Origin of the sequence: Rhodococcus sp. D-6, from assembly GCF_040256695.1 — a bacterium.
Classification (GTDB): Bacteria; Actinomycetota; Actinomycetes; order Mycobacteriales; family Mycobacteriaceae; genus Rhodococcus; species Rhodococcus pyridinivorans.
In genome coordinates this window covers 62,211-81,761 of sequence record NZ_CP132970.1, presented here as the reverse complement: position 1 = coordinate 81,761, position 19,551 = coordinate 62,211, and the positions used below count along the sequence as shown (strand labels likewise).

At 67.7% G+C, this 19,551-nt stretch carries 18 protein-coding genes; 8 read left to right on the top strand and 10 right to left on the bottom strand.

Features of this window, described 5'->3' with window-relative positions; all coding sequences use genetic code 11:
* The first annotated feature begins 104 nt into the window (after positions 1–104).
* A complete protein-coding gene (locus RBB84_RS00420; protein ID WP_033096773.1) occupies positions 105–1,610 on the top strand; it encodes a carboxyl transferase domain-containing protein in 1,506 nt (501 codons plus the stop codon).
* A 16-nt stretch (positions 1,611–1,626) separates the two neighbouring features.
* Here the strand turns inward: RBB84_RS00420 and RBB84_RS00415 are convergent, their stop codons facing one another.
* Positions 1,627–2,301, bottom strand: coding sequence for a GPP34 family phosphoprotein (locus tag RBB84_RS00415; RefSeq protein ID WP_033096774.1), 675 nt, complete (start codon positions 2,299–2,301; stop codon positions 1,627–1,629).
* 130 nt (positions 2,302–2,431) lie between these two features.
* On the opposite strand from RBB84_RS00415, the gene RBB84_RS00410 reads away from it, so the two are divergent.
* Entirely contained in the window at positions 2,432–4,324 is a 1,893-nt protein-coding gene (locus RBB84_RS00410) for a propionyl-CoA synthetase (protein WP_064256959.1), read from the top strand.
* Between the two features lie 85 nt (positions 4,325–4,409).
* On the opposite strand, the gene RBB84_RS00405 is transcribed toward RBB84_RS00410, so the two are convergent.
* Genes RBB84_RS00405 through RBB84_RS00395 form a run of 3 tightly spaced genes read right to left on the bottom strand, consistent with a single transcriptional unit; the run spans position 4,410 to position 6,189 of the window.
* Positions 4,410–4,652: a DUF3618 domain-containing protein gene (locus RBB84_RS00405; RefSeq protein ID WP_064256960.1), complete on the bottom strand. Its 243-nt coding sequence runs from the start codon at positions 4,650–4,652 to the stop codon at positions 4,410–4,412.
* Positions 4,649–5,071, bottom strand: a complete 423-nt coding sequence (locus RBB84_RS00400; RefSeq protein WP_006551639.1) for a phage holin family protein — start codon at positions 5,069–5,071, stop codon at positions 4,649–4,651. Before RBB84_RS00400 ends, RBB84_RS00405 begins: the two co-directional genes overlap by 4 nt.
* Positions 5,068–6,189, bottom strand: coding sequence for a YihY/virulence factor BrkB family protein (locus RBB84_RS00395; protein WP_024103103.1), 1,122 nt, complete (start codon positions 6,187–6,189; stop codon positions 5,068–5,070). Before RBB84_RS00395 ends, RBB84_RS00400 begins: the two co-directional genes overlap by 4 nt.
* Before the next feature lie 98 nt (positions 6,190–6,287).
* Here RBB84_RS00395 and RBB84_RS00390 point away from each other — a divergent pair, with 98 nt between their 5' ends.
* From RBB84_RS00390 to RBB84_RS00365, 6 genes are all read left to right on the top strand, one after another.
* Complete coding sequence (locus RBB84_RS00390) at positions 6,288–6,797, top strand: flavin reductase family protein (RefSeq protein ID WP_024103102.1); 510 nt, start codon at positions 6,288–6,290, stop codon at positions 6,795–6,797.
* A 37-nt stretch (positions 6,798–6,834) separates the two neighbouring features.
* The gene (locus tag RBB84_RS00385) at positions 6,835–7,611 is read left to right on the top strand and encodes a pyrimidine reductase family protein (protein WP_024103101.1); all 777 of its coding nucleotides are present in this window, start codon (positions 6,835–6,837) and stop codon (positions 7,609–7,611) included.
* The gene (locus RBB84_RS00380; protein WP_006551643.1) at positions 7,601–8,092 is read left to right on the top strand and encodes a CinA family protein; all 492 of its coding nucleotides are present in this window, start codon (positions 7,601–7,603) and stop codon (positions 8,090–8,092) included. Before RBB84_RS00385 ends, RBB84_RS00380 begins: the two co-directional genes overlap by 11 nt.
* Before the next feature lie 95 nt (positions 8,093–8,187).
* Positions 8,188–8,984 (top strand): IS5 family transposase gene (locus RBB84_RS00375; RefSeq protein ID WP_153008482.1). Its coding sequence is split into 2 segments (ribosomal slippage): positions 8,188–8,518 and positions 8,518–8,984, totalling 798 coding nucleotides; the frame shifts between segments, so codons are not numbered across the junction.
* 205 nt (positions 8,985–9,189) lie between these two features.
* A complete protein-coding gene (gene wrbA / locus RBB84_RS00370; protein ID WP_064257564.1) occupies positions 9,190–9,789 on the top strand; it encodes an NAD(P)H:quinone oxidoreductase in 600 nt (199 codons plus the stop codon).
* A gap of 338 nt (positions 9,790–10,127) precedes the next feature.
* On the top strand, positions 10,128–11,966 hold the full coding sequence (locus RBB84_RS00365; RefSeq protein ID WP_064257561.1) for an FAD-dependent oxidoreductase: 1,839 nt from the start codon (positions 10,128–10,130) through the stop codon (positions 11,964–11,966).
* Positions 11,967–12,227: 261 nt separating this feature from the next.
* Here the strand turns inward: RBB84_RS00365 and RBB84_RS00360 are convergent, their stop codons facing one another.
* Genes RBB84_RS00360 through RBB84_RS00335 form a run of 6 tightly spaced genes read right to left on the bottom strand, consistent with a single transcriptional unit; the run spans position 12,228 to position 19,548 of the window.
* Positions 12,228–13,046 (bottom strand): sugar phosphate isomerase/epimerase, encoded by an 819-nt coding sequence (locus RBB84_RS00360; RefSeq protein ID WP_064257560.1) that lies wholly within the window; start codon positions 13,044–13,046, stop codon positions 12,228–12,230.
* Positions 13,043–14,767, bottom strand: coding sequence for an FAD-dependent oxidoreductase (locus tag RBB84_RS00355; RefSeq protein WP_156666254.1), 1,725 nt, complete (start codon positions 14,765–14,767; stop codon positions 13,043–13,045). Before RBB84_RS00355 ends, RBB84_RS00360 begins: the two co-directional genes overlap by 4 nt.
* A complete protein-coding gene (locus tag RBB84_RS00350; RefSeq protein ID WP_064257559.1) occupies positions 14,764–15,855 on the bottom strand; it encodes a Gfo/Idh/MocA family oxidoreductase in 1,092 nt (363 codons plus the stop codon). Before RBB84_RS00350 ends, RBB84_RS00355 begins: the two co-directional genes overlap by 4 nt.
* Positions 15,855–16,694: an aldo/keto reductase gene (locus RBB84_RS00345; RefSeq protein WP_064257558.1), complete on the bottom strand. Its 840-nt coding sequence runs from the start codon at positions 16,692–16,694 to the stop codon at positions 15,855–15,857. Before RBB84_RS00345 ends, RBB84_RS00350 begins: the two co-directional genes overlap by 1 nt.
* The gene (locus RBB84_RS00340) at positions 16,691–18,640 is read right to left on the bottom strand and encodes an FAD-dependent oxidoreductase (RefSeq protein ID WP_064257557.1); all 1,950 of its coding nucleotides are present in this window, start codon (positions 18,638–18,640) and stop codon (positions 16,691–16,693) included. The genes RBB84_RS00345 and RBB84_RS00340 overlap by 4 nt, the downstream gene beginning before the upstream one ends.
* Positions 18,637–19,548, bottom strand: coding sequence for a shikimate dehydrogenase (locus RBB84_RS00335; protein WP_064257556.1), 912 nt, complete (start codon positions 19,546–19,548; stop codon positions 18,637–18,639). The genes RBB84_RS00340 and RBB84_RS00335 overlap by 4 nt, the downstream gene beginning before the upstream one ends.
* Positions 19,549–19,551 lie beyond the last annotated feature (3 nt).

Here is a 19,551-nt window from a genome sequence, read left to right as displayed (position 1 = left end):
AGGGGGAGGATATATGCGGTGTGTCGCAAGAACACGCACATGTCCTCCCCCTCGTTCGCGCCGGTATAGGTTGACCGCGACGGACGAGGACAGGTGGAGGCGACGTGGCCGGTAGCAGGATCTCGGCGCAGGAGTTCATCGACAAGGTGCTCGATCCGGGAAGCTTCGTCTCCTGGGACGTTCCGCCGATCGATGTCGGGGCCGGCGAGAAGTACCTCGCCGATCTGGACAGGGCCGCCGAGAAGTCCGGGGTCGACGAATCCGTGCTCACCGGTTCGGGCACCGTCCACGGCCGCCGGGTCGCTCTGATCGTGTGCGAATTCTCCTTCCTCGCAGGCTCGATCGGTGTCGCCGCCGCCGAACGCATCGTCACCGCCGTCGAACGCGCGACCGCCGAGGGACTGCCCCTGCTCGCGTCGCCCACCTCGGGTGGCACCCGCATGCAGGAGGGCACCCTCGCCTTCGTGCAGATGGTGAAGATCGCCGCCGCCGTCGCTGCGCACAAGGCCGCACATCTCGGTTATCTCGTGTACCTGCGCAATCCGACGACGGGCGGGGTGTTCGCGTCGTGGGGGTCGCTCGGGCACGTCACTGCCGCCGAACCGGGCGCGCTCGTCGGGTTCCTCGGTCCGCGCGTCTACAAGGCGCTCTACCAGGAGAACTTCCCCGAGGACGTCCAGACCGCGGAGAACCTGTACCGCAAGGGCGTGATCGACGGGGTCGTGCCCCTCGGCGGTGTGCGTCAGGTCGTGCACCGGCTGCTGCGCGTACTCGTCGAGGGCAACCGGCCCGAGGTGACGTCGAGTCCGGCGATCACCACCGTCGACGACGTGCCCGACATCCCGGCCTGGCATTCGGTAATGCTCAGCCGACGGCCCGAACGGCCCGGTATCCGGCAGTTGCTGCGTCACGCCGCCTCCGCGCAGGTCCCCCTGTCCGGGACCGGTGAGGGCGAATCCGATCGCACCGTCCTGCTCTCCCTCGCCCGGTTCCGCGGCGTGTCGTGTGTGATGTTCGGCCAGGACCGTGCGGGACAGTCACCCGAACGCACGATGGGGCCGGGAGCACTGCGCGAGGCCCGCCGCGCGATGCGTCTCGCCGACGAACTGCGCCTGCCGCTCGTGCTCGTCATCGACACCCTCGGCGCGTCGCTGTCGAAGGAGGCAGAGGAACGCGGGCTCGCACCCGAGATCGCCCGCTGCCTCGCCGATCTCGTCACTCTGCCCACCCCGACGGTGTCGGTGCTGCTCGGTCAGGGAACCGGAGGCGGCGCGCTCGCCCTGCTGCCCGCCGACCGCGTGTTGTGCGCGCAGCACGGCTGGCTCGCCCCGCTCCCGCCCGAAGGCGCGAGTGCGATCGTGCACCGCGACACCACCCACGCACCGGCCATGGCGCAGGATCAGGGGATTCGCTCCCGCGACCTGCTGCGCAACGGCGTCGTCGACGCGATCGTCCCCGAGCATCCCGATGCCACCGAGGAACCCGTCTCGTTCGTCAAGCGGGTCGGTGCTGCGGTCGCCCGCGAACTCGCGATCCTCACCGACGAGCCCGCGGAGGACCGCTACCGGCGACGGATCGAGCGGTACCGCAAGCTCGGCGTGCACTCCTGACCCGGCGCGATCCGGATCAGCTCGAACCCGCCACAGCCCCGCCGGCCGCGACGGCGGCCATCATGGCCGCGTTGACGGATGCGACGGCGTCGCGCACCGCCTCGGCCGCCCACTCGCCCTGCGCGATCTCCTTCGCTCGTTTCTTCACTGCCCGCTTGTCGGCGTCCGGGAACACCTTCGGCGCCGCATCCGCCGCCGACAGCAGCGCGATCAGCGCCGTGGTGCGCGGCTCCGGGGTCAGGCCGTCGATCAACGCCGCGCGGATCAGGTCGCGGACGCGCTGCTCGTGGGTGGAATCGATCGCGGGCCACTTCTTCGTCGGGAACACGCCGAGGATCCTCCCGCGCTCCTCCGAGACCCAGCCCTGCTCGACGACCCGCGCGAGAAGCTTCTCCTGCAGGTCCTTCTGCAGTTTCTCGATGGCCGACGTCGGCTTCAGCGGCCTGCCCGAGCCGAGACGCTCGACTGCCTCGGCAAGGATCGGATCGGCGGGTCGTGCCTCGGTGCGTATCGCGATCCGCCCCTTCTTCACCTGCTCCCCCTCGGTGTCGACCGCCACCACGTCGTCGAGGGCGAGTTCGAGGAGCACCGCACCCGCGAGAACGCGGGGCAGTTTCACTCCGTCGACGAGAGGCTTTCCCGATTCGTCGTCCAGAAGCAGGAGCAGCAGGTCTTCCGCGATCGAGGTCATGCGGCTCAGGGTAGGCACTTCGTCCGTTCGTCGCCTGGTCGTGTCCGTCCGACGCAGACCTGCAGCCACCCCCTTGCAGGTCACATAGAGTGGTTCGGGCCACAACCGCCGTCGAGGAAGGACACGAACGATGGGCTCGTACGAGGAGGCGTTCCGTCGGAGCACCGAGGATCCGGAGGGATTCTGGCTCGAGGCCGCCCGCGCGGTCGAGTGGGAGAGCGCGCCGACGCGAGCTCTCGACGACTCGGCGGCACCGTCGTACAAGTGGTTCCCGGACGGCACCCTGAACACCAGCGTCAACGCACTCGACCGGCACGTGGACGCCGGCAACGGCGACCGCCCGGCCCTGATCTGGGATTCGGCAATGGTCCCGGCCAAGCGCACCTACACCTACGCCGAACTGCTCGACGAGGTCGCGAAGTTTGCCGGTGTGCTGCGCGACCAGGGTGTCGCCGCCGGCGACCGCGTCATCGTCTACATGCCGATGATCCCCGAGGCCGCCATCGCGATGCTCGCCTGCGCCCGCATCGGGGCAGTGCACTCGGTGGTTTTCGGCGGGTTCGCCGCGAAGGAACTCGCGACCCGCATCGACGACGCCACGCCGGTCGTGCTCGTCACAGCCTCCGGTGGTCTCGAACCCGGCCGCACCGTCGAGTACCTGCCGATCGTCGAGCAGGCGATCGGCCTGTCGCCGACCCCGCCGCACACCGTGATCGTGAAGAACCGCGAGCAGATCCCCGGATCGGCGGCCGACTACCAGACGTCCTCGGCGGCGTGGTTCGACTGGGACGAGCTGTGCGCCGACGCGTCCCCTGCGGAGCCCGTGACGGTCGCGGCGACCGACCCGCTCTACATCCTCTACACCTCCGGCACCACCGGGAAGCCCAAGGGCGTGGTCCGCGACAACGGTGGGCACGCCGTGGCCCTGACGTGGTCGATGCGCAACATCTACGACATCGATCCGGGCGACGTGTGGTGGACCGCGTCCGATGTGGGCTGGGTGGTCGGCCACTCCTACATCGTCTACGGCCCGCTGCTGGTCGGAGCAACGACGGTGATGTACGAGGGCAAGCCCGTCGGCACCCCCGATGCGGGTGCGTTCTGGCGGATCATCGCCGAGAACGGCGTCAAGGCACTGTTCACCGCTCCCACGGCGATTCGCGCTGTGCGCAAGGCGGATCCGAACGCCGAGGAACTGAAGAAGTACCCCATCGACTCGCTGCAGACGCTCTTCGCCGCCGGTGAGCGCCTCGACCCCGACACCTACCACTGGGCGACGAAGGTGCTCGACCGCCCGGTGGTCGACCACTGGTGGCAGACCGAGACGGGCTGGGCGATCGCGGCGAATCTGCGCGGGCTCGAGGCGATGCCGCTCAAGGCCGGCTCCCCCACTGTCCCCGTGCCGGGCTACCGGGTCGAGATCGTCGACGGAGAGGGCAAGCGCGTCGATCCGAACACCGAGGGCAACATCGTCATCCGCCTGCCGTTGCCGCCGGGCACACTGGCCGGCCTGTGGCAGGACGACGACCGGTACCGTCGGTCGTACCTCGACACCTTCCCCGGTTACTACCTCACCGGCGACTCGGGCTATGTCGACGAGGACGGCTACGTCTTCGTCCTCGGCCGGTCCGACGACGTGATCAACGTTGCCGGGCACCGGCTCTCGACCGGCAGCATGGAGGCCGTGGTGGCCTCGCATCCCGCTGTCGCCGAATGCGCCGTGGTGGGCATCCGCGACGAATTGAAGGGCCAGCGCCCCTCGGGTTACGTGGTGCTCAAGGCCGGTGTGGAGATCGAGCCCGAGACCCTGCGTCAGGAACTCGTCACGATGGTCCGCGACCAGATCGGTGCGGTCGCGACCTTCCGCGACGTGACCGTGGTCCAGGCCCTGCCGAAGACGCGCTCCGGCAAGATCCTCCGCAAGACCATGCGGCAGATTGCCGACCACGAGGAGTACACCGTGCCGTCGACGATCGAGGACCCGGCCGTGCTCGACGCGCTGAAGGAACAGCTCGGCGGCTGACGGCACGCCCCGCTGAGCCTGCACACAGCAGCGGACGGATACTCGGTGCAGAACACGAGTATCCGTCCGCTGGAGTACGCCTACGTCACTTCCGTCTTCGGCGCCTCACGACCATCAGCACGAGCACGGCCGCGATGACCCCGCCGGCCACCGCGATCAGATCGGGCCGGTTGCGGACTTCCTGGGCCCGTTCGGCCGCGGACTGCTTGACCCGGGTGGGCACGTCGAGTCTGTCGGTGAGTTCGCCGACGGTCGCGGCGAGTTCGGCCCGTTGACGTTCGATGTCGGCCACCTCGTCCGGACGACCACCGTTGTCGGATGCGGTCACTTCGTTGCTCCCTTCGCGGCGTCGATGTCGGCGCGGACACTGGCGACCGTGCGTTCCGGCACGGGCGGTGCGGCGTTCTTCGCCTTCGAGGCACCGACCGCGGCGAGGATGCCACCGACCGCGAGCACCACGAGCGCGACGATGAGGGCCGCGAGCCACGGTTCGACGGCGGTGGCGAGGCCGAGTACGGCCGTCGCGATCAGGGTCGCCAGACCGAGGAACAACAGGATCGCTCCCGCACCCGAGATCCCCACGCCCACACCGATGCGGGTGCCTTTGGACTTGACTTCCTCGAGCGCGTGCGAGACCTCGGTCCGCACGAGGGTCGAGACCTGTTCGGTGAGCCGCTCGGTGAGTTCGACAGTGGACAGGTTCTTCGGTTGTTCGGCTACGGGGCGCGCATTGCCGGGTGTCGTCATCGCGGATTCCTTTCCGTCGTGGGCCCGGTAGGGCCCACGGGGTCGGCCGCCTCTCCGGAGGAGCCGTCGGCGCTGTGGGCTTCGCGCAGCTTCCGCCCGTGTTCGACGAGTTCCTCCAGCTTGGCGGCGTTCTTCTCGCTCGCGCGCGAATCACGTTCGGGCAGTTGCAATGTCTTCTCGGCAGGCATACCGGCCTGCAGCTGGCGGCCACGTTCCATCTCGGCGTCGAACTCGGCACCGAACAACAAGGCCAGATTGGTGATCCACAACCACAACAGGAAGATCACCGCACCGGCGAGTGAGCCGTAGGTCTTGTTGTAGCTGCCGAAATTCGAGACGTAGAAGGCGAATGCCACCGAAGCCACGATCCACACGACGATCGCGATGAGCGATCCGAGGCTGACCCACCGGAACTTCGGCTGGGACACGTTGGGCGTCGCGTAGTACAGCACCGCGACGATCATGACCACCAGCGCAAGCATCACGGGCCACTTGACGATGTTCCACACCGTCACGGCGGTGTCGCCGAGGCCGATGACGTCGCCGATCGTGCGTGCGACCGGGCCGCTGATCACAAGCATCAGGGCGGTCGTCCCGGCGGCCACCAGGGCCACAGCGGTGATCAGCAGCATCAGCGGACGCAGCTTCCAGACGGGCCGGCCCTCTTCGATCTCGTAGATCCGGTTCATGGCGCGGCCGAAGGCGCCGACATATCCCGAGGCCGACCACAGCGCGCCGAGAATACCGACGATCAGGGCGAATCCGGCTGTCGGTGCGGACACGAGCTGTTCGATCGGCCCTCGCAGGGTGTCGACGGCGGAGGACGGGCCGAGGTCCTCGACCATGCCGAGCACGGTGTCGACCGTCGTCTGTCCCTGGCCGAACACGCCGAGCAACGAGACCACGACGAGCAGCGCAGGGAACAGCGACAGGACGGCGTAGTACGTCAGTGCGGCTGCGAGATCGGTGCACTGGTCCCGACTGAACTCCCGAATCGTCCTGCGCAGCACATATTTCCACGACGGCGTGGACAGATCGGTCGGTGAGTCGGGTTTGCGCGGGTCATCGGGGGCGAGGGTGGCACCCGACGATCCATCACCTCTGTGCTCGGCGTCCATACTGCGGCGGGTACCCCACCTCGCACACCGACCAAACTCACAGCCGCACCGCGGCCGAACCACCGCCGCATCGGTGTGACGGCCGTACGATTCCGCTCATGGCCGACACCCCACTCGAAGGATTCGCCGACGGTTTCGCGGACATCGCCTCGCAGCTCGACTACCCGATGTTCATCGTCACCGCATTCGACGGCGAGGAACGCAGCGGTTGCCTGATCGGTTTCGCGACCCAGTCCGCGATCGATCCGGCCCGCTTCCTGGTGGCGCTGTCGAACAAGAACCGGACCTACCGGGTGGCGTCGAAGGCGAAGCACCTCGCCGTGCACGTCCTGACCCCGGCAGACCGCGAACTGGCAGCGCTGTTCGGCGAGCACACCGGCGACGACATCGACAAGTTCGACCGCTGCTCGTGGCACGAGGGACCCCACGCACTACCCGTGCTGGACGGCCCGCGCGCGTGGTTCGTCGGCCGGATCCTCGAGACCTTCACGACCGGCGACCACGGCGGTTTCCTCCTCGAACCCGAACGCGGTGAGCTCCGTGGCGACCTGGACCGCCTCATGACCTTCAAGTCCGTGGGTGATCTCGACGCCGGGCACGGCGCGTGACGTGCATCCGGCGGGCGGGAGTGGTCTGATCGGCGTCATGCGACGACTCGACGGCACCGATGCGACGCAGCACGTGGACGACACGGCGCTGCGCGCTCTCTACGCCTATCCCGACGACCTGTCCCGGCCGTGGATGCGGATCAACTTCGTGTCCTCCCTCGACGGAGCCGTGGCGGTCGAGGGACGATCGGGCGCCCTCGGCTCGCCCGCCGACAAGAAGGTCTTCGGGCTGCTGCGCGAACTCGCCGATGTGATCCTCGTGGGCGCAGGCACCGTGCGGGCCGAGAACTACGGCGGCGCGAGGACCAGCGAGGCCCTGCGCGTGCGCCGCGAGGAGGCCGGACTCGCTCCGATACCGCCGGTCGCGGTGGTGACCGCCTCGTGCGACCTGCCGCCCGACCTGCGTCTGTTCACCGACACGACGATCCCGCCCGTGGTCTTCACGACCGCACGGGCCCCCGAGACCGCCCGGCGCGCGGTGGAGGCCGCCGGAGGCGACGTCCGCGTCATCGCCGACGCAGTGATCGACGGCCCCTCCCTGCTCGCGGCGATCGGCGAGGCGGGATGGCTCCGGGTGCTGTGCGAGGGCGGACCGAATCTGTTCGGCCGCATGATCGAGGACGGCGTCGTCGACGAGCTGTGCCTGACCTGGGCTCCGGTCCTGGCCGCCGGCAGCGCCGCGCGTATCGCGCATTCGCCGACGGCCGCTCTGACACCCCTGCAACGTGCGCACCTGGTGTGCGACGACGACGGCACCCTGCTCACCCGCTGGGTGCGACCCGATGCTCTGGAAGGAGACACGCATGGCCGATGACGACGTGGTGGAGGGGACGGACACCTCCGACGAGTTGATCGAGCAGCTGGCACAGCTCGCCTCCGACAAGGAGCTGACGCTCGGCTGCGCGGAGTCGCTCACCGCGGGCACGCTCGCAGCCCGCCTGGGTGCCGCGAAGGGCAGCTCCGACTGGTTCCGCGGCGGCATCGTCGCGTACTCGCGCGAGGTCAAGTACGGCCTGCTCGAGGTTCCGGAGGGCCCCGTCGTGTCCGAGAGCGCGGCCCGCACGATGGCGGAGAGCACCTCCCGCCTCCTGGGCGCGGACATCGTCGTCGCCGTGAGCGGAGCCGGTGGGCCCGACCCGCAGGACGGCCGCCCGCCGGGCACGGTGTGCTTCGCGACGACCGGTCCGGACGGCACCCGCAGCGAGGAGCAGCGCTTCGACGGTGATCCCCAGGACGTGCTCGCGAGGACGGTGCGTCACGCCCTGTCGTTGCTCGTCGAGCGCGCATCCGCCTGAAAATCGGATGCGATCTTCCACCCGCGGGGCCTAAGAGAGTGTCTCTTATGGTCGAGATCGTTTGTGCGACATAATGCACCGTCGTGGTCGATGCGTTGTCTTCCCGGCTGGTACCGGATGCGTTGTGGGATATCGTCGAACCGTTGTTGCCCGGCTTCCGGGCGCGGCCGCAGGGTGGCGGCCGGGCGGCGCTCGATGATCGGGCGGTGTTCACCGCTATCGTCTACGTGCTCACCAGCGGCTGTGCCTGGCGGCACCTGCCGCCGTCATTCGGAGTCAGTGTTCCGACCGCGCATAGAAGGTTCACGACCTGGGCCAAGGCTGGGGTGTTCGACGAGCTGCACCGCCGGGTCCTCGACCAACTCGGTGCCGGTGGGGACCTGGACTGGTCCGCCGCGATCCTCGACGCCGCGCACGTGCGGGCGAAAAAGGGGGATCTTTGACCGGTCCCAGCCCGGTCGATCGAGGCAAGAACGGCTCGAAGATCCACATCCTCTCCGACGCCGATGGTATCCCACTGGTCACCGCGGTGACCTCGGCGAACACCCACGACAGTGTCATGCTGCAGCCCATGGTCGCTGCGATTCCTGCGGTGCGTTCGCGTCGCGGTCCGCGGCGCCGCCGACCCGGCCGGTTGCGGGCGGACAAGGGTTACGACTACCCCGTGCACCGCCGGTGGCTGCGGGCCCGGGGCATCGTTCCGCGGATCGCCCGCCGCGGCGTCGACAGCAGCGAACGCTTGGGACGTTACCGGTGGAAGATCGAGCGCACTCTGGCCTGGCTCACCGGCTACCGCCGGCTGACCATCCGCTACGAGCGCCACGGCGAGCACTTCGCTGCTTTCCTCCAACTCGCCGCGGCGTTGACCTGCTTCAAGAAGCTCGCCAAATGAGACATTCTCTAAGTTGACAATTCAACTACCTGAACTACGGTGACAACTAGTTGACCACGCAACCTTTTGCGTGTGTCACCCCATAACCCGACAGAACGGATCGAGCCCCATGAAGTTCAGTTTCCGCCGCCTCTTCCGCGGGGAAGCCGGCGCAGATCCCACCCCCATCCGCAAGGACTCGACCACCGAGCAGGAAAGGACCGATATGACCAAGCTGTCGATCATCTACTATTCCGCCACCGGCCACGGAACAACGATGGCCGAGCGCCTGGCCGAGGCCGCCGAGGCCGCCGGCGCCGAGGTGCGCGTGCGCCACATCGCCGAAACCCGCGACCCCGCCTCTTTCGCGGAAAACCCCGCCTGGACAGAAAATTACGAGGCCACCAAGAACCTGCCGGCCGCTACCGGCGAGGACATCGTGTGGGCCGACGCCGTCATCTTCGGCTCACCGACCCGCTTCGCCAGCACCGCCGCCCCGTTCCAGACGTTCATCGACTCGCTCGGAGGCTTGTGGGCGCAGGGCAAACTCGCCGACAAGGCCTACGCCGCCTACACCTCGAGCCAGACTGCGCACGGCGGCCAGGAGACGACCCTCATCGGTCTGTACACCTCGTTGATGCATTTCGGCGGGATTCTCGTTCCGCCCGGCTACACCGATCCGCTCAAGTTCGCCGACGGCAATCCCTACGGGGTCGGGCACGTCACCGGACCGAACAACCAGAACGAGCTCGACGACGCCACGATCGCGGCGCTCGACCACCTCGCCCACCGCGTCGTCACCGTCGCCGCCAAACTCGCGAACTGACACCGTCCCTCCCGTCGCAGACCGGAAGGGATCACCGTCGCGAACAACTCCGCAATCGAGTGTTGCCCGGACGACCTTCCGATCTGCGCCATCCGCCATCCGGTCGTCGAGGGCTCCGCCGCGGAGGAGGTCCCGCTCGACGGCTCTGTGCCCTGCTGCGCATGGGGCCGGCAGAGACCGAACCCCACCGCACTCGGCGCCGAAATCATCGGCGGAAAATGCGCGTCACGATCGTGCAGTAACACGCCGAGGCGATCCCAATCCGATTGGCAAGAAGATAAATACACAGTTCGCCCTTCCCAGCCGAAGGCGTATCAACAACTGAAGGTTGGAGGATCATGATCGGCAATTCGACTCAGTTCAGCGGTTCCATCGGAACGGTGCCCCACAAGGGCATCCCGCAGGAGGTGGACGTCGCAATCGTCGGCTCCGGCGGAGCCGGCCTGATGGCGGCGCTGACCGCCGCCAAGGAAGGCGCACGAGTCCTTGTGGTCGAATCCCGCGAACTCGTCGGCGGCGCCACCGGCATCTCCGCAGGCGCGGCCTGGATCCCGAACCACGGCTTCTCCACCGACGACCTGAAGGTGAACGACGACCTCGACCAGGCCCGCCGCTACATCTACGGCGAGGGACGCAACAAGATCCTCGACCACACCATGATCGAGAAATTCCTGGAAACCGGCCCCTCCGTCGCCCGGTACATCGAAGAGAACACCTCGTTCGGGTGGATCCCGACGATCTGGCCCGACTACCGCTCCGACATCGACGGCGCGTCCGTCGGCCGCGCACTGTTCCCCGGCCCCTACTCCCCCGCGGGACTCGGTGAAGCCGCAAGATATGTCCGGCCGGCTCTCACCACGGGCATGGCCAAGAACCCACTTCCCTTCTGGTTGCTGGGCGGCATCGGCATCGACGAAGTCTGGCTCGCCGGCCCGGCCCTGATCGGCGCACTGCTCGAAGCGAACCTGCGCAACGGTGTCGACGTGCGCGTCGAGGCACCCGCCACCCGGCTCGTGATCGAGGACTCCAAGGTGAAGGGCGTCGTTGTGACGGCCGGCGGTGCCGAACACACGGTCCGCGCCACCAAGGGTGTTCTGCTGGCCAGCGGCGGATACGAGAGCTCCCCCGAGCTGACGACGACTCACCTCGGCGCACCGTTCGGTGTGCAGGTCTCACCCAAGGGCCACGACGGCATCGCCGTGCAGCTGGCCGAGGAAGTGGGCGCCGACCTGACCGGCATGCAGGACGCCTGGTGGATGCCCGGCGTGCAGCTGCCCGGCGAAGAGCTCGAAGGCACGCCCCTCAGCCGCGTCTTCCTCGGCGAACGTGCCCTACCGCACAGCATCATGGTCAACAGCAAGGGCGAACGCTTCGCGAACGAGGCCTTGGCCTACGACCAGTTCGGCAAGATCATGCGCGAGGTGGACCCGGAGACCGGCACCATGCCCAACGCCACCGCATGGCTGATCTTCGATCATCAGTACTGGACGAAATTCGGCATCTTCGGAGTCACCCCCGGTGGCGAGAAACCCGAATACCTCTACCAGGCAGAAACTCTCGCCGAGCTGGCGAGCAAGATCGGCGTGGACGAGGTCGGCTTGCTCCGCACGGTCGACCGGTTCAACCCCGACGCCGCCCGCGGCCACGACCCGCAGTTCCACCGCGGCGATACCCTGTTCGACCGGTACTTCGGCGCCTACTACCCGCGACTGGGCAAGTACTCTCCCGACAACCGCTTCCCCGCCGCCACCGCGAAGGCCCGCACACTCCTCGCCGAGGCCATCGGCCCAGTAGTCGACAAACTCGCCGGAAGGGTCGCGCGGAAGAACGATCCCGAACGCCTGCGATCGCTCGTCGTCGGCCCGCTGGCGAAGATCATCCGGCCCGTGCTGAACAGCCCGAAGTCGAGCGTTCTCGGCACCGTCGATACCGCGCCGTTCTACGCACTGAAGGTCGAAGCCAGCGCACTCGGCACCGTCGGCGGGCCGAAGACCGACGCGAACGGACGAGCACTGGACACCGAAGGCGAGGTCATCCCCGGCCTGTACGCCGCGGGTAACTCCGGCGGCGCACCTACCAAGGGCTTCTACGGCGGTGCCGGCGGCACCATCTCGCTCGGACTCGTGTTCGGCTACCTGGCCGGACGGGACGCAGCTACGCAACAGAACACCGTGTAAGCCACGCGTGGGTGACCATGCCCCTCGGGTGGGTGCGTACCAATGCCATGAAGCACACGTGAGGTAGCTCGATGCCAGCATGTCCGACTATCTTGGAGTGCTCGAACGGGCCTTTTCGCCTGACGTGGAAGATGCTCTCCTCGGATCCGTCGAGCTCGCACTCGAGCTTGGGGTGGCTTCAGAAGAGGTCTTGGATTCCGTCGAGAAAGTCCTCGCCTACTTCCTCAACTAACGAGTACACCTCGATGGTTCCGGATCCCGTCACACAGTCTGCATCGGCGCGATCATTTTTCGTGTAGCGCTGATGATCCTGTCGAGCCACGCATCGTCACCCAGTGCCCGGCGCAGCGGCTCGTTGGGAAGTTCGATGCTCACCGGGAGACCTTGCGGTAGGGCAGACCAGATTCCTCGCAGGTCGATTCCCCCCGTTCCCGGAACGAGCCGTTCCTCCCGTGCGTGCCGGATCAGCTCTGCGTCGTCCTCCGGGACAGGGTGGGATCCGTCGCACATCTGCGCGTAGTGCAGCCACTCGCGAGGAATCTCGGCGAGATCCTCAACGGTCGTACCCGAACGGTCCACGTGCAGGGCATCGACGAGAACGCTGCGTGCCGGCCCGTCGGCCTGCGACACGATGTCCACCGCCGCTCTGGCGTCGGGAACGGCGGTCCACGGCATGAACTCGAGACTCGCGACGATGCCGTACTCGGCGCACATCTCCGCCAGGCGCGCGTATGACTCGGTCAACCGGACACGATCGGGATCGTCGCCGCCGACCAGCACGGCCCGCGCGCCGAGCCGTGCTCCTGCTTCGAGCAGCGGCCGATAGGTCGAGGTGTCGAATCCCTCTGCGATGCGGATGATTTCGAGGTCGAACAACTCGACAGGCGAATCTGCGAGGCGGTGCACGAGTTCGTCGAGCGTGGCGGGATCCTCGTGCAGTGGGTAGGCGGTGGTGCCGGGTGCAGCGGGTAGTAGGCGCAGGCCGATGGTGTCGAAGCCGTGGCGTTCGGCGAGGTCGATGTGCTGCAGCGGCGGGGTGTCCAGGACGGTGAGCGCGGCAAGTCCGAGGGGTGCGGTCATCGGGAGGCTCCTGTGGTCGAGGCGAGTCGGCGTCCGGTGAGATAGCCGAAGGTCATGGCGGGGCCGAGGTTGATACCACCGGACGGATAGTGACCGCCCATCACACTCGCCTGATCCACCCCTACGGCGTAGAGGCCTTCGATGGGTTCGTCACCGGAGTCCAGAACGCGGGATTGCGAGTCGGTGACGAGGCCGGCGAACGTACCGAAGCTGCCGGGAACCACTTTCACTGCGTAGAACGGCCCCTTCTCGAGCGGAGCCAACGACGGATTGGGCCACGGGTTGTCGGCGTCACCCGACCGGACATTGAACAAGGTCGAGCCGCGGCCGAACTCCGGATCCTGCCCGACCCGCGCGTTCTCGTTGAAGACGGTGACGGTCTTGTCGAGCCCGTCCGGGTCGACCCCGATCTTCTCGGCGAGTTCCCGGATCGTGGCGGCGCGGGTGAGGTACCCCGAACGTAGGTACGGCCAGGTGGGGATCGGGAACGGCTTGGCCATGCCGAGGGGGTAGTACTTCATGTAGCGCGCGTCGGCGATCAACCACGAGCAGACCTCCTCACCCTCGGGGACCTGTTCGATCATGGCGAGCGTGTAGTCGTGGTAGCCGAGCGCTTCGTTGACGAATCGGTGGCCGTTCGCCAACACGCCGATGGCGCCGGGTTTCGCGCGGTCCATGATGTGCGGGAAGACTCCCTGCTTGCCGTTGCGGTATCGGACCAGGGAGACAGGGCAGTACGCGACCGGCGAGGCGAGTGTGCGGTCCAGCCGGCCACCGACCGATTCGCCCAGCGAGATCCCGTCTCCGGTGGTGGTCGCCGGAGTGAGGGTCCAGTGCTCACGCCCGGTAGGTGTACGCGGGAACAACTCTCTGCGCCGATCGAGATCGTGCGTGAATCCACCGGTGGCGAGGACGACCCCCTTACGGGCGACGACGGTGTATGCCCCATCGGGGCCCGTAAGGCGCACTCCGCTCACCCGACCGTCGTCGGTGTCGAGCGCGGTGGCCTCAGTGGACACCCGGAACTCGACACCGGCATCGAGCGCCGACCGCAACAGGCGACCGACGAGCGCGGTGCCGTTGACCAGTTGCTGACCGCGCCGTTTGGTGACGAGGTCGAACATGTGCGTGCTGACGCGGCGCGCGCAGTGCGCGAATGCCTTCGGTGACCGTGTCGAGTGCAGAAATGCCTGCAGATCCGGGCCGGCCATGATGCCCATGCCGAGGAACGACGTCTCGTACAGCTGACGGCGCAGCAGTTTCGCGACGTCGGGACCGAGTGTGCGCAGGCTTACCGGCTTCGGTCCGACCGAGCGGTGGCCGGTACCGGCCCCGGGGGTATCGCCGTGGATGTCGGCGATACCGGCGCCGGGCACGAACTGCAGGGCCGTACGTGTCTCGAAGAACTCGACCATCTCGGGGGCGCCGTCGAGCAGTGCATCGACCTTGTCGGCGTCGAAATTTTCGCCGAGCCGGTGTTCGAGATAGGTGCGGGGCAGGGCGCGGTCTTCGTCGATTCCGTCGGCGCGCGCGAACAGGGTGCGCGGGGTCCACATCCAGCCTCCGGACCATGCGGTGGCGCCGCCACACACGTCGGCCTTTTCGACCACCAGGACCGACGCGCCGCTGTGAGCGGCCGCGACCGCGGTGGACAATCCGCCCGCGCCGGAACCGACGACGACGACGTCGAATGTGGAGGTGGGTGTTTCAGAGGTGATCATCGGTTCACTTTCATGGCGGAATGTGCGGTGGCCTGCAGATTGACGACGCGTCCGGTGCGGGACGACTCGTAGATGCCCGCAACGATCGCAAGGGAAGCGCGGGCATCACGCCCGGTGACGGCGGGCTCACGCCCGGTGAGGACGGCATCGGCGAAGTCCTGCACCTGCAGGGTGTGGAAGTCAGTGAGACCTGCATTGACGTCGGCGACGTCCAGGTTGGCGTGGACGTCGATCGAGAACGGCGTGCCGAGCGCGAGCTGTCCAGGCACGGTCCAGATCTCGTTGACACCTTCGCGGCCCTCGGGGAACTCGAGGACACTGGCGATCGCGCCGGTACCGCCTATGACGGTGACCCGGTTGCCGAGGTTGTAGTTCGCGCCGGTGGTCGCGGTGATCGTCGCGGTCGCACCGGAGGCGAACGCGACCACGGCCGACGCGCTGTCCTCGGTCTCGATGTGCGCGCCGTGGGTGTGGGTGCGGATGTGACCGCTCACCGAGACTGCCTCACCCATGAACCACTGCAGCATGTCGATCTGGTGCACAGCCTGGGTCATCAGCACACCCCCGCCATCGGTGTCCCACTGTCCGCGCCAGGCGTCCGCCGCGTAGTACTCGGACGGGCGGTGCAGGATCACCGACACCTCACCGAGGGTCGGGGTGCCGAGCGTGCCGTCGTCGATCGCCTCGCGGATCCGGCGGGCGGCGGGCCAGAAACGGCGCTGGAACAGCACCCCGAACGTGATGCCGGCCCGGTCGGCAGCCTCGATCATCCGGTCGGCCGCGGCGACGTCCACTGCAATCGGCTTCTCGCACAGCACGTGGACGCCGGCCTCGGCGGCGGTGACGACGATCTGTTCGTGCACCGGGTGCGGCGTGCAGACAGTGCATGCATCGATCCCCAGGGCTATCAACTCGTCGACAGTGCGGACAGCATTCGCGATCCCGTACCTGGCGGCGAAGAACCGGGCCCGATCGAGGTCGAGGTCGGAGCAGCCGACCACCTCGACGCCGGGTACCTGCTGCAGGGCCCGCGCATGGTTGCCCGCGATCTTGCCGCAGCCGACGATGCCCACTCTCAGAGACGCCATCAGAAATGCTCCTCCGCTTCGACATCGCGGGCCTCATCCTCACCGCGATCGAGCCTGTCGAGCGCCGCAAGGTCGGTGCCGGTCAGCGTGATGTTCACAGCTGCCAGGTTCTCGGCCTGGCGCACGGGATTCGCAGACCGGACGACCGGCACGACACCCGCCGCGAGGTGCCAGGCCAACACGACCTGGGCAGCGGTCGCGCCGATCCGGGCGGCGATCTCGGTGACCACGGCAGAGCCCAGCACGTCACCGCGGCCGAGCGGGCTCCAGGACTGCGTGAACACCCCGTGCGCGTCGTTTGCCTTCCGGACCGGGATCCGGGCCAGCGACGGGTCCATCTGGATCTGGTTGACGGCCGGCGCTTCTCCGGTGGCCGCGACCACCCGGACGAGGTGATGGCCGAGGAAGTTGGAGACGCCGACGTAGCGGACCAGGCCTGCGTCGCGGCACGCCAGCATTGCCTCGAAGGTCGCGCAGTACCGGTCGATCCGGGGCAGCGGCCAGTGAATCAGATACAGGTCGACACGGTCGAGCCCGAGATTCTCGAGGCTCCGCTCCAGCGCACCTCGCACGTCGCCGGACACCTGATCGTTGCCGCGAATCTTCGTGGTGACGAAGAGTTCGTCACGGGGCAGACCTGATTCGGCAAGCGCCACACCGACCGCGTCCTCGTTCCCGTAGATGGACGCGGTGTCGATCAGCCGGTAGCCGGCCTCGATACCACTGAGCACCGACTTCGTCGCCTCCGCGCCTGCCAGCGGCCAGGTGCCCAGCCCCATCGGTGGCAGCGCCGCGCGCACGGTGTCGCGGTGCGTCACTGTGGTGGTGTCGGTGGTCATGCGAGAACCTCCACGTGGGTGTGGGCAGTTGCAGTAATGCGCGCAGCGACGTCGGCGGCAGTGATATTGGCGGTGTGGATCGATCCGCCGTCTCCGCTCGCATCGCCCACACTGTGGACACCGAACCGTGGGGTGAGCGCGCGTAGCACAGGAAGCAGCTCGGTGCGCGGTTCGATGCCCTGGGACACGAGCAGTTCGCCCGGGGCAGGCACTGTGTGCTCGCGACCGTTCGTGGAGATCACCGCACGATCAGCGTCGAGGCGAACGAGGATCGACGACAGGTGGGCGGTGAAATTCTCGGCCGCCGCCAGGCGGGGCAGCAGCACGATCTTGGCGCGGCGGCCGACATCGTGGGCGATGGTCTCCTGCGGGCCGATCATGACGACCTGCGTGCCCTTCTGCAGCAGGTCGTCGGCCACGGCCGCCGCTTCACGGTCGGCACCGAAGATGGTGACCGCCGCAGGTGCCGGATCCCCCGAGGCGAGAAACTCGCGCACGTCCCGCACTCGCCGTGTCTCCACGCCCGGCACATCCAGGGCGGGGCCGGCGCCGCCGGTCGCGAGAACGATCGCATCGAAGTCCTCGGCGGCCAGAGTGTGGGCGTCGACCTTGATGCCGGTGTGGCACACCACGTCCAGGTCAGTGAGTTCGGCGAGATACCAGTCGACGATGCGGTGGTACTCGGGGTATTCGTGCAGGGCCGAAGCCAGCGCGAAATCACCTCCGAGGGACCCTCGTTCGTCGTAGAGGTCGACGTGGTGGCCGGCCGCGGCGAGTTCGCGCGCCGCCGACAGGCCCGCCGGTCCGCCGCCGATCACCGCGACCCGCACCGGAGCGGGGGCGGGGCCGGCGGGTTGCTCGAGTTCACGGCCGACCCACGGGTTGACCGAGCACGGGACGGGACCGGCGGCCAGACTGTCGATGCAGTAGTTGCACGCGATGCACGGGCGGTAACGGGTGCCGGCCAGCGCACGATTCGGGAACTCCGGGTCGGCGTGCAGAGTGCGGGCCATGCTCACGAAATCGGCCTGACCGGAGGCGATGATGTGCTCGGCAACCTCGGGTGTGTTGATTCGTCCGGCGACACCGACCGGAATGTCGAAGTCTCGTGTGTACGGCGCGGCGTGGGGTGCCAGGAGTCCCCGGGACCATTCGCCCGGTTGGATGATCCATTGGCCCGCTTCGTAGTTGCCCGCCGATACGTCGAGGAAGTCGAGGCGGTGGGTGTCGATCGCGTTGATACGCTCGCGGGTGGTGGCTGTGTCGAGGCCACCGTCGACGCCTTCGAACGCGGAGAACCGCAGTCCCAGCGCCACCCTGGGAGCCATAGCACGCACGGTGTCGATGACGCGGTTGACGAACAAGGTGGGTTCGGCCCACTTGTCGTTGCGCTTGTTGTAGGCGGGCGAGAGGAACTGGTGGATGAGATAACCGTGGCCGCCGTGCAACGAGATCACGTCGACGCCGGCCTGTTCGCATCGCGCCGCGGCCTCGCCGAAGCATTCGATGATGTGCTCGATGTCGGCGTCGTCGAGTTGTTCGGGCATCTCACCGCCCACCACAGCACACGGAATCGGCGTGGGTGCGACGGGCACGAATCCGCTGATCACACCCTGCGCGGTGCGGCCACCGTGATTGAGTTCGACCCCGACGAGGGCACCATGGGCGTGCACCGCGTCGACCAACCGCGCGATACCGGGAATGCGGTCGTCGTCGTCGACACCCATCTGCCGGATGCGCCCTTTACCGTCCGCACGCACGTAACTGGCCTCGGTGAACACCAGCGCTGCTCCCCCAGCGGCGCGGCGTTCGAGGTAGGCGATGTACTCGTCGGTCATGCTGCCCTCGGGGGCGCAATAGTTGCGTTCCATCGGAGCCGAGACGAAGCGGTTGCGTAGCCGGACCGGGCCGAGGTCGAGGGGCTGGGCGTAGGGCGGGGTGGTCATCGGATGTCCTTCGTCGTCGTGGTCGCGGCAGCGAGGTCCCGTTGTGCGAGCAGTTCACCGAGGTGCTCACGCATGCGGTTAGCGTCCGGTGTAACGCCGGTGAGCAAGGCGAAGGTATCGGCGGCCTGGGCCACGAGCATCTGCCCGCCGTCGAGCACCGAACACCCGAGTACCGTTGCAGCCGATAGCACTTCGGTCCGAAGAGGCCGGTAGACAATGTCGGCGACCCACTGGTCGGACCGCAGCTCGGTCGTATCGAACGGAGTTCCGGGGTGTCCGGTCATGCCGATCGGCGTCGCGTTCACCACCCCGCGGCTCGTCCGCAAGGCTTCGGTGAGGTCTGCGGCAGCGATCGGCTCGACGGACACTGCGGGGAACGCCGCGGCCACGCGGGCACACACATCTGCAGCACGGGCCGGGTCGACATCCGAGATCGTCAGGTCCTTCACGCCCGCTGCGCCGAGTGCGTATGCCACGGCCGAGCCGGCCCCACCCGCCCCGACGAGCAGCACCGAATCCAGCGCAGCACCCGGTAGCCCCCGCTGCAACGCTGCGAGGAATCCGCTGTGGTCAGTGTTGTGCCCGATCAACCGGCCGTCGCGGACCACGACGGTGTTGACGGCACCGAGCAGGCGGGCATCGTCGGACAGTGCGTCGAGAGCCGGGATGACAAGCTGCTTGCAGGGATGAGTGATGTTCAAACCGGTGTAGCCCTCGCGCACAGCGGCGCGGACGAACTCGGCTGTGTGCTCGACCGATACACGCCGCGCGTCGAGGTCGAGCAGGTCGTAGCGGTAGTCGGTGACGCCGAGTTCGGCGGCTTCATGTTCGTGGAGTGCGGGTGAGAGCGATGAGGCGATACCGGCACCGACGAGCCCGATGCGGTGCGAAGCAGTGGTGGACACGATGTG

Bases quoted from the DNA above. Each gene is read 5' to 3' on its own strand.
- RBB84_RS00415 (WP_033096774.1), bottom strand. From the start codon at position 2,301: ATGACCTCGATCGCGGAAGACCTGCTGCTCCTGCTTCTGGACGACGAA.
- RBB84_RS00410 (WP_064256959.1), top strand. From the start codon at position 2,432: ATGGGCTCGTACGAGGAGGCGTTCCGTCGGAGCACCGAGGATCCGGAG.
- RBB84_RS00400 (WP_006551639.1), bottom strand. From the start codon at position 5,071: ATGACGACACCCGGCAATGCGCGCCCCGTAGCCGAACAACCGAAGAAC.
- RBB84_RS00395 (WP_024103103.1), bottom strand. From the start codon at position 6,189: ATGGACGCCGAGCACAGAGGTGATGGATCGTCGGGTGCCACCCTCGCC.
- RBB84_RS00390 (WP_024103102.1), top strand. From the start codon at position 6,288: ATGGCCGACACCCCACTCGAAGGATTCGCCGACGGTTTCGCGGACATC.
- RBB84_RS00385 (WP_024103101.1), top strand. From the start codon at position 6,835: ATGCGACGACTCGACGGCACCGATGCGACGCAGCACGTGGACGACACG.
- RBB84_RS00380 (WP_006551643.1), top strand. From the start codon at position 7,601: ATGGCCGATGACGACGTGGTGGAGGGGACGGACACCTCCGACGAGTTG.
- wrbA (WP_064257564.1), top strand. From the start codon at position 9,190: ATGACCAAGCTGTCGATCATCTACTATTCCGCCACCGGCCACGGAACA.
- RBB84_RS00365 (WP_064257561.1), top strand. From the start codon at position 10,128: ATGATCGGCAATTCGACTCAGTTCAGCGGTTCCATCGGAACGGTGCCC.
- RBB84_RS00360 (WP_064257560.1), bottom strand. From the start codon at position 13,046: ATGACCGCACCCCTCGGACTTGCCGCGCTCACCGTCCTGGACACCCCG.
- RBB84_RS00355 (WP_156666254.1), bottom strand. From the start codon at position 14,767: ATGATCACCTCTGAAACACCCACCTCCACATTCGACGTCGTCGTCGTC.
- RBB84_RS00350 (WP_064257559.1), bottom strand. From the start codon at position 15,855: ATGGCGTCTCTGAGAGTGGGCATCGTCGGCTGCGGCAAGATCGCGGGC.
- RBB84_RS00345 (WP_064257558.1), bottom strand. From the start codon at position 16,694: ATGACCACCGACACCACCACAGTGACGCACCGCGACACCGTGCGCGCG.
- RBB84_RS00340 (WP_064257557.1), bottom strand. From the start codon at position 18,640: ATGACCACCCCGCCCTACGCCCAGCCCCTCGACCTCGGCCCGGTCCGG.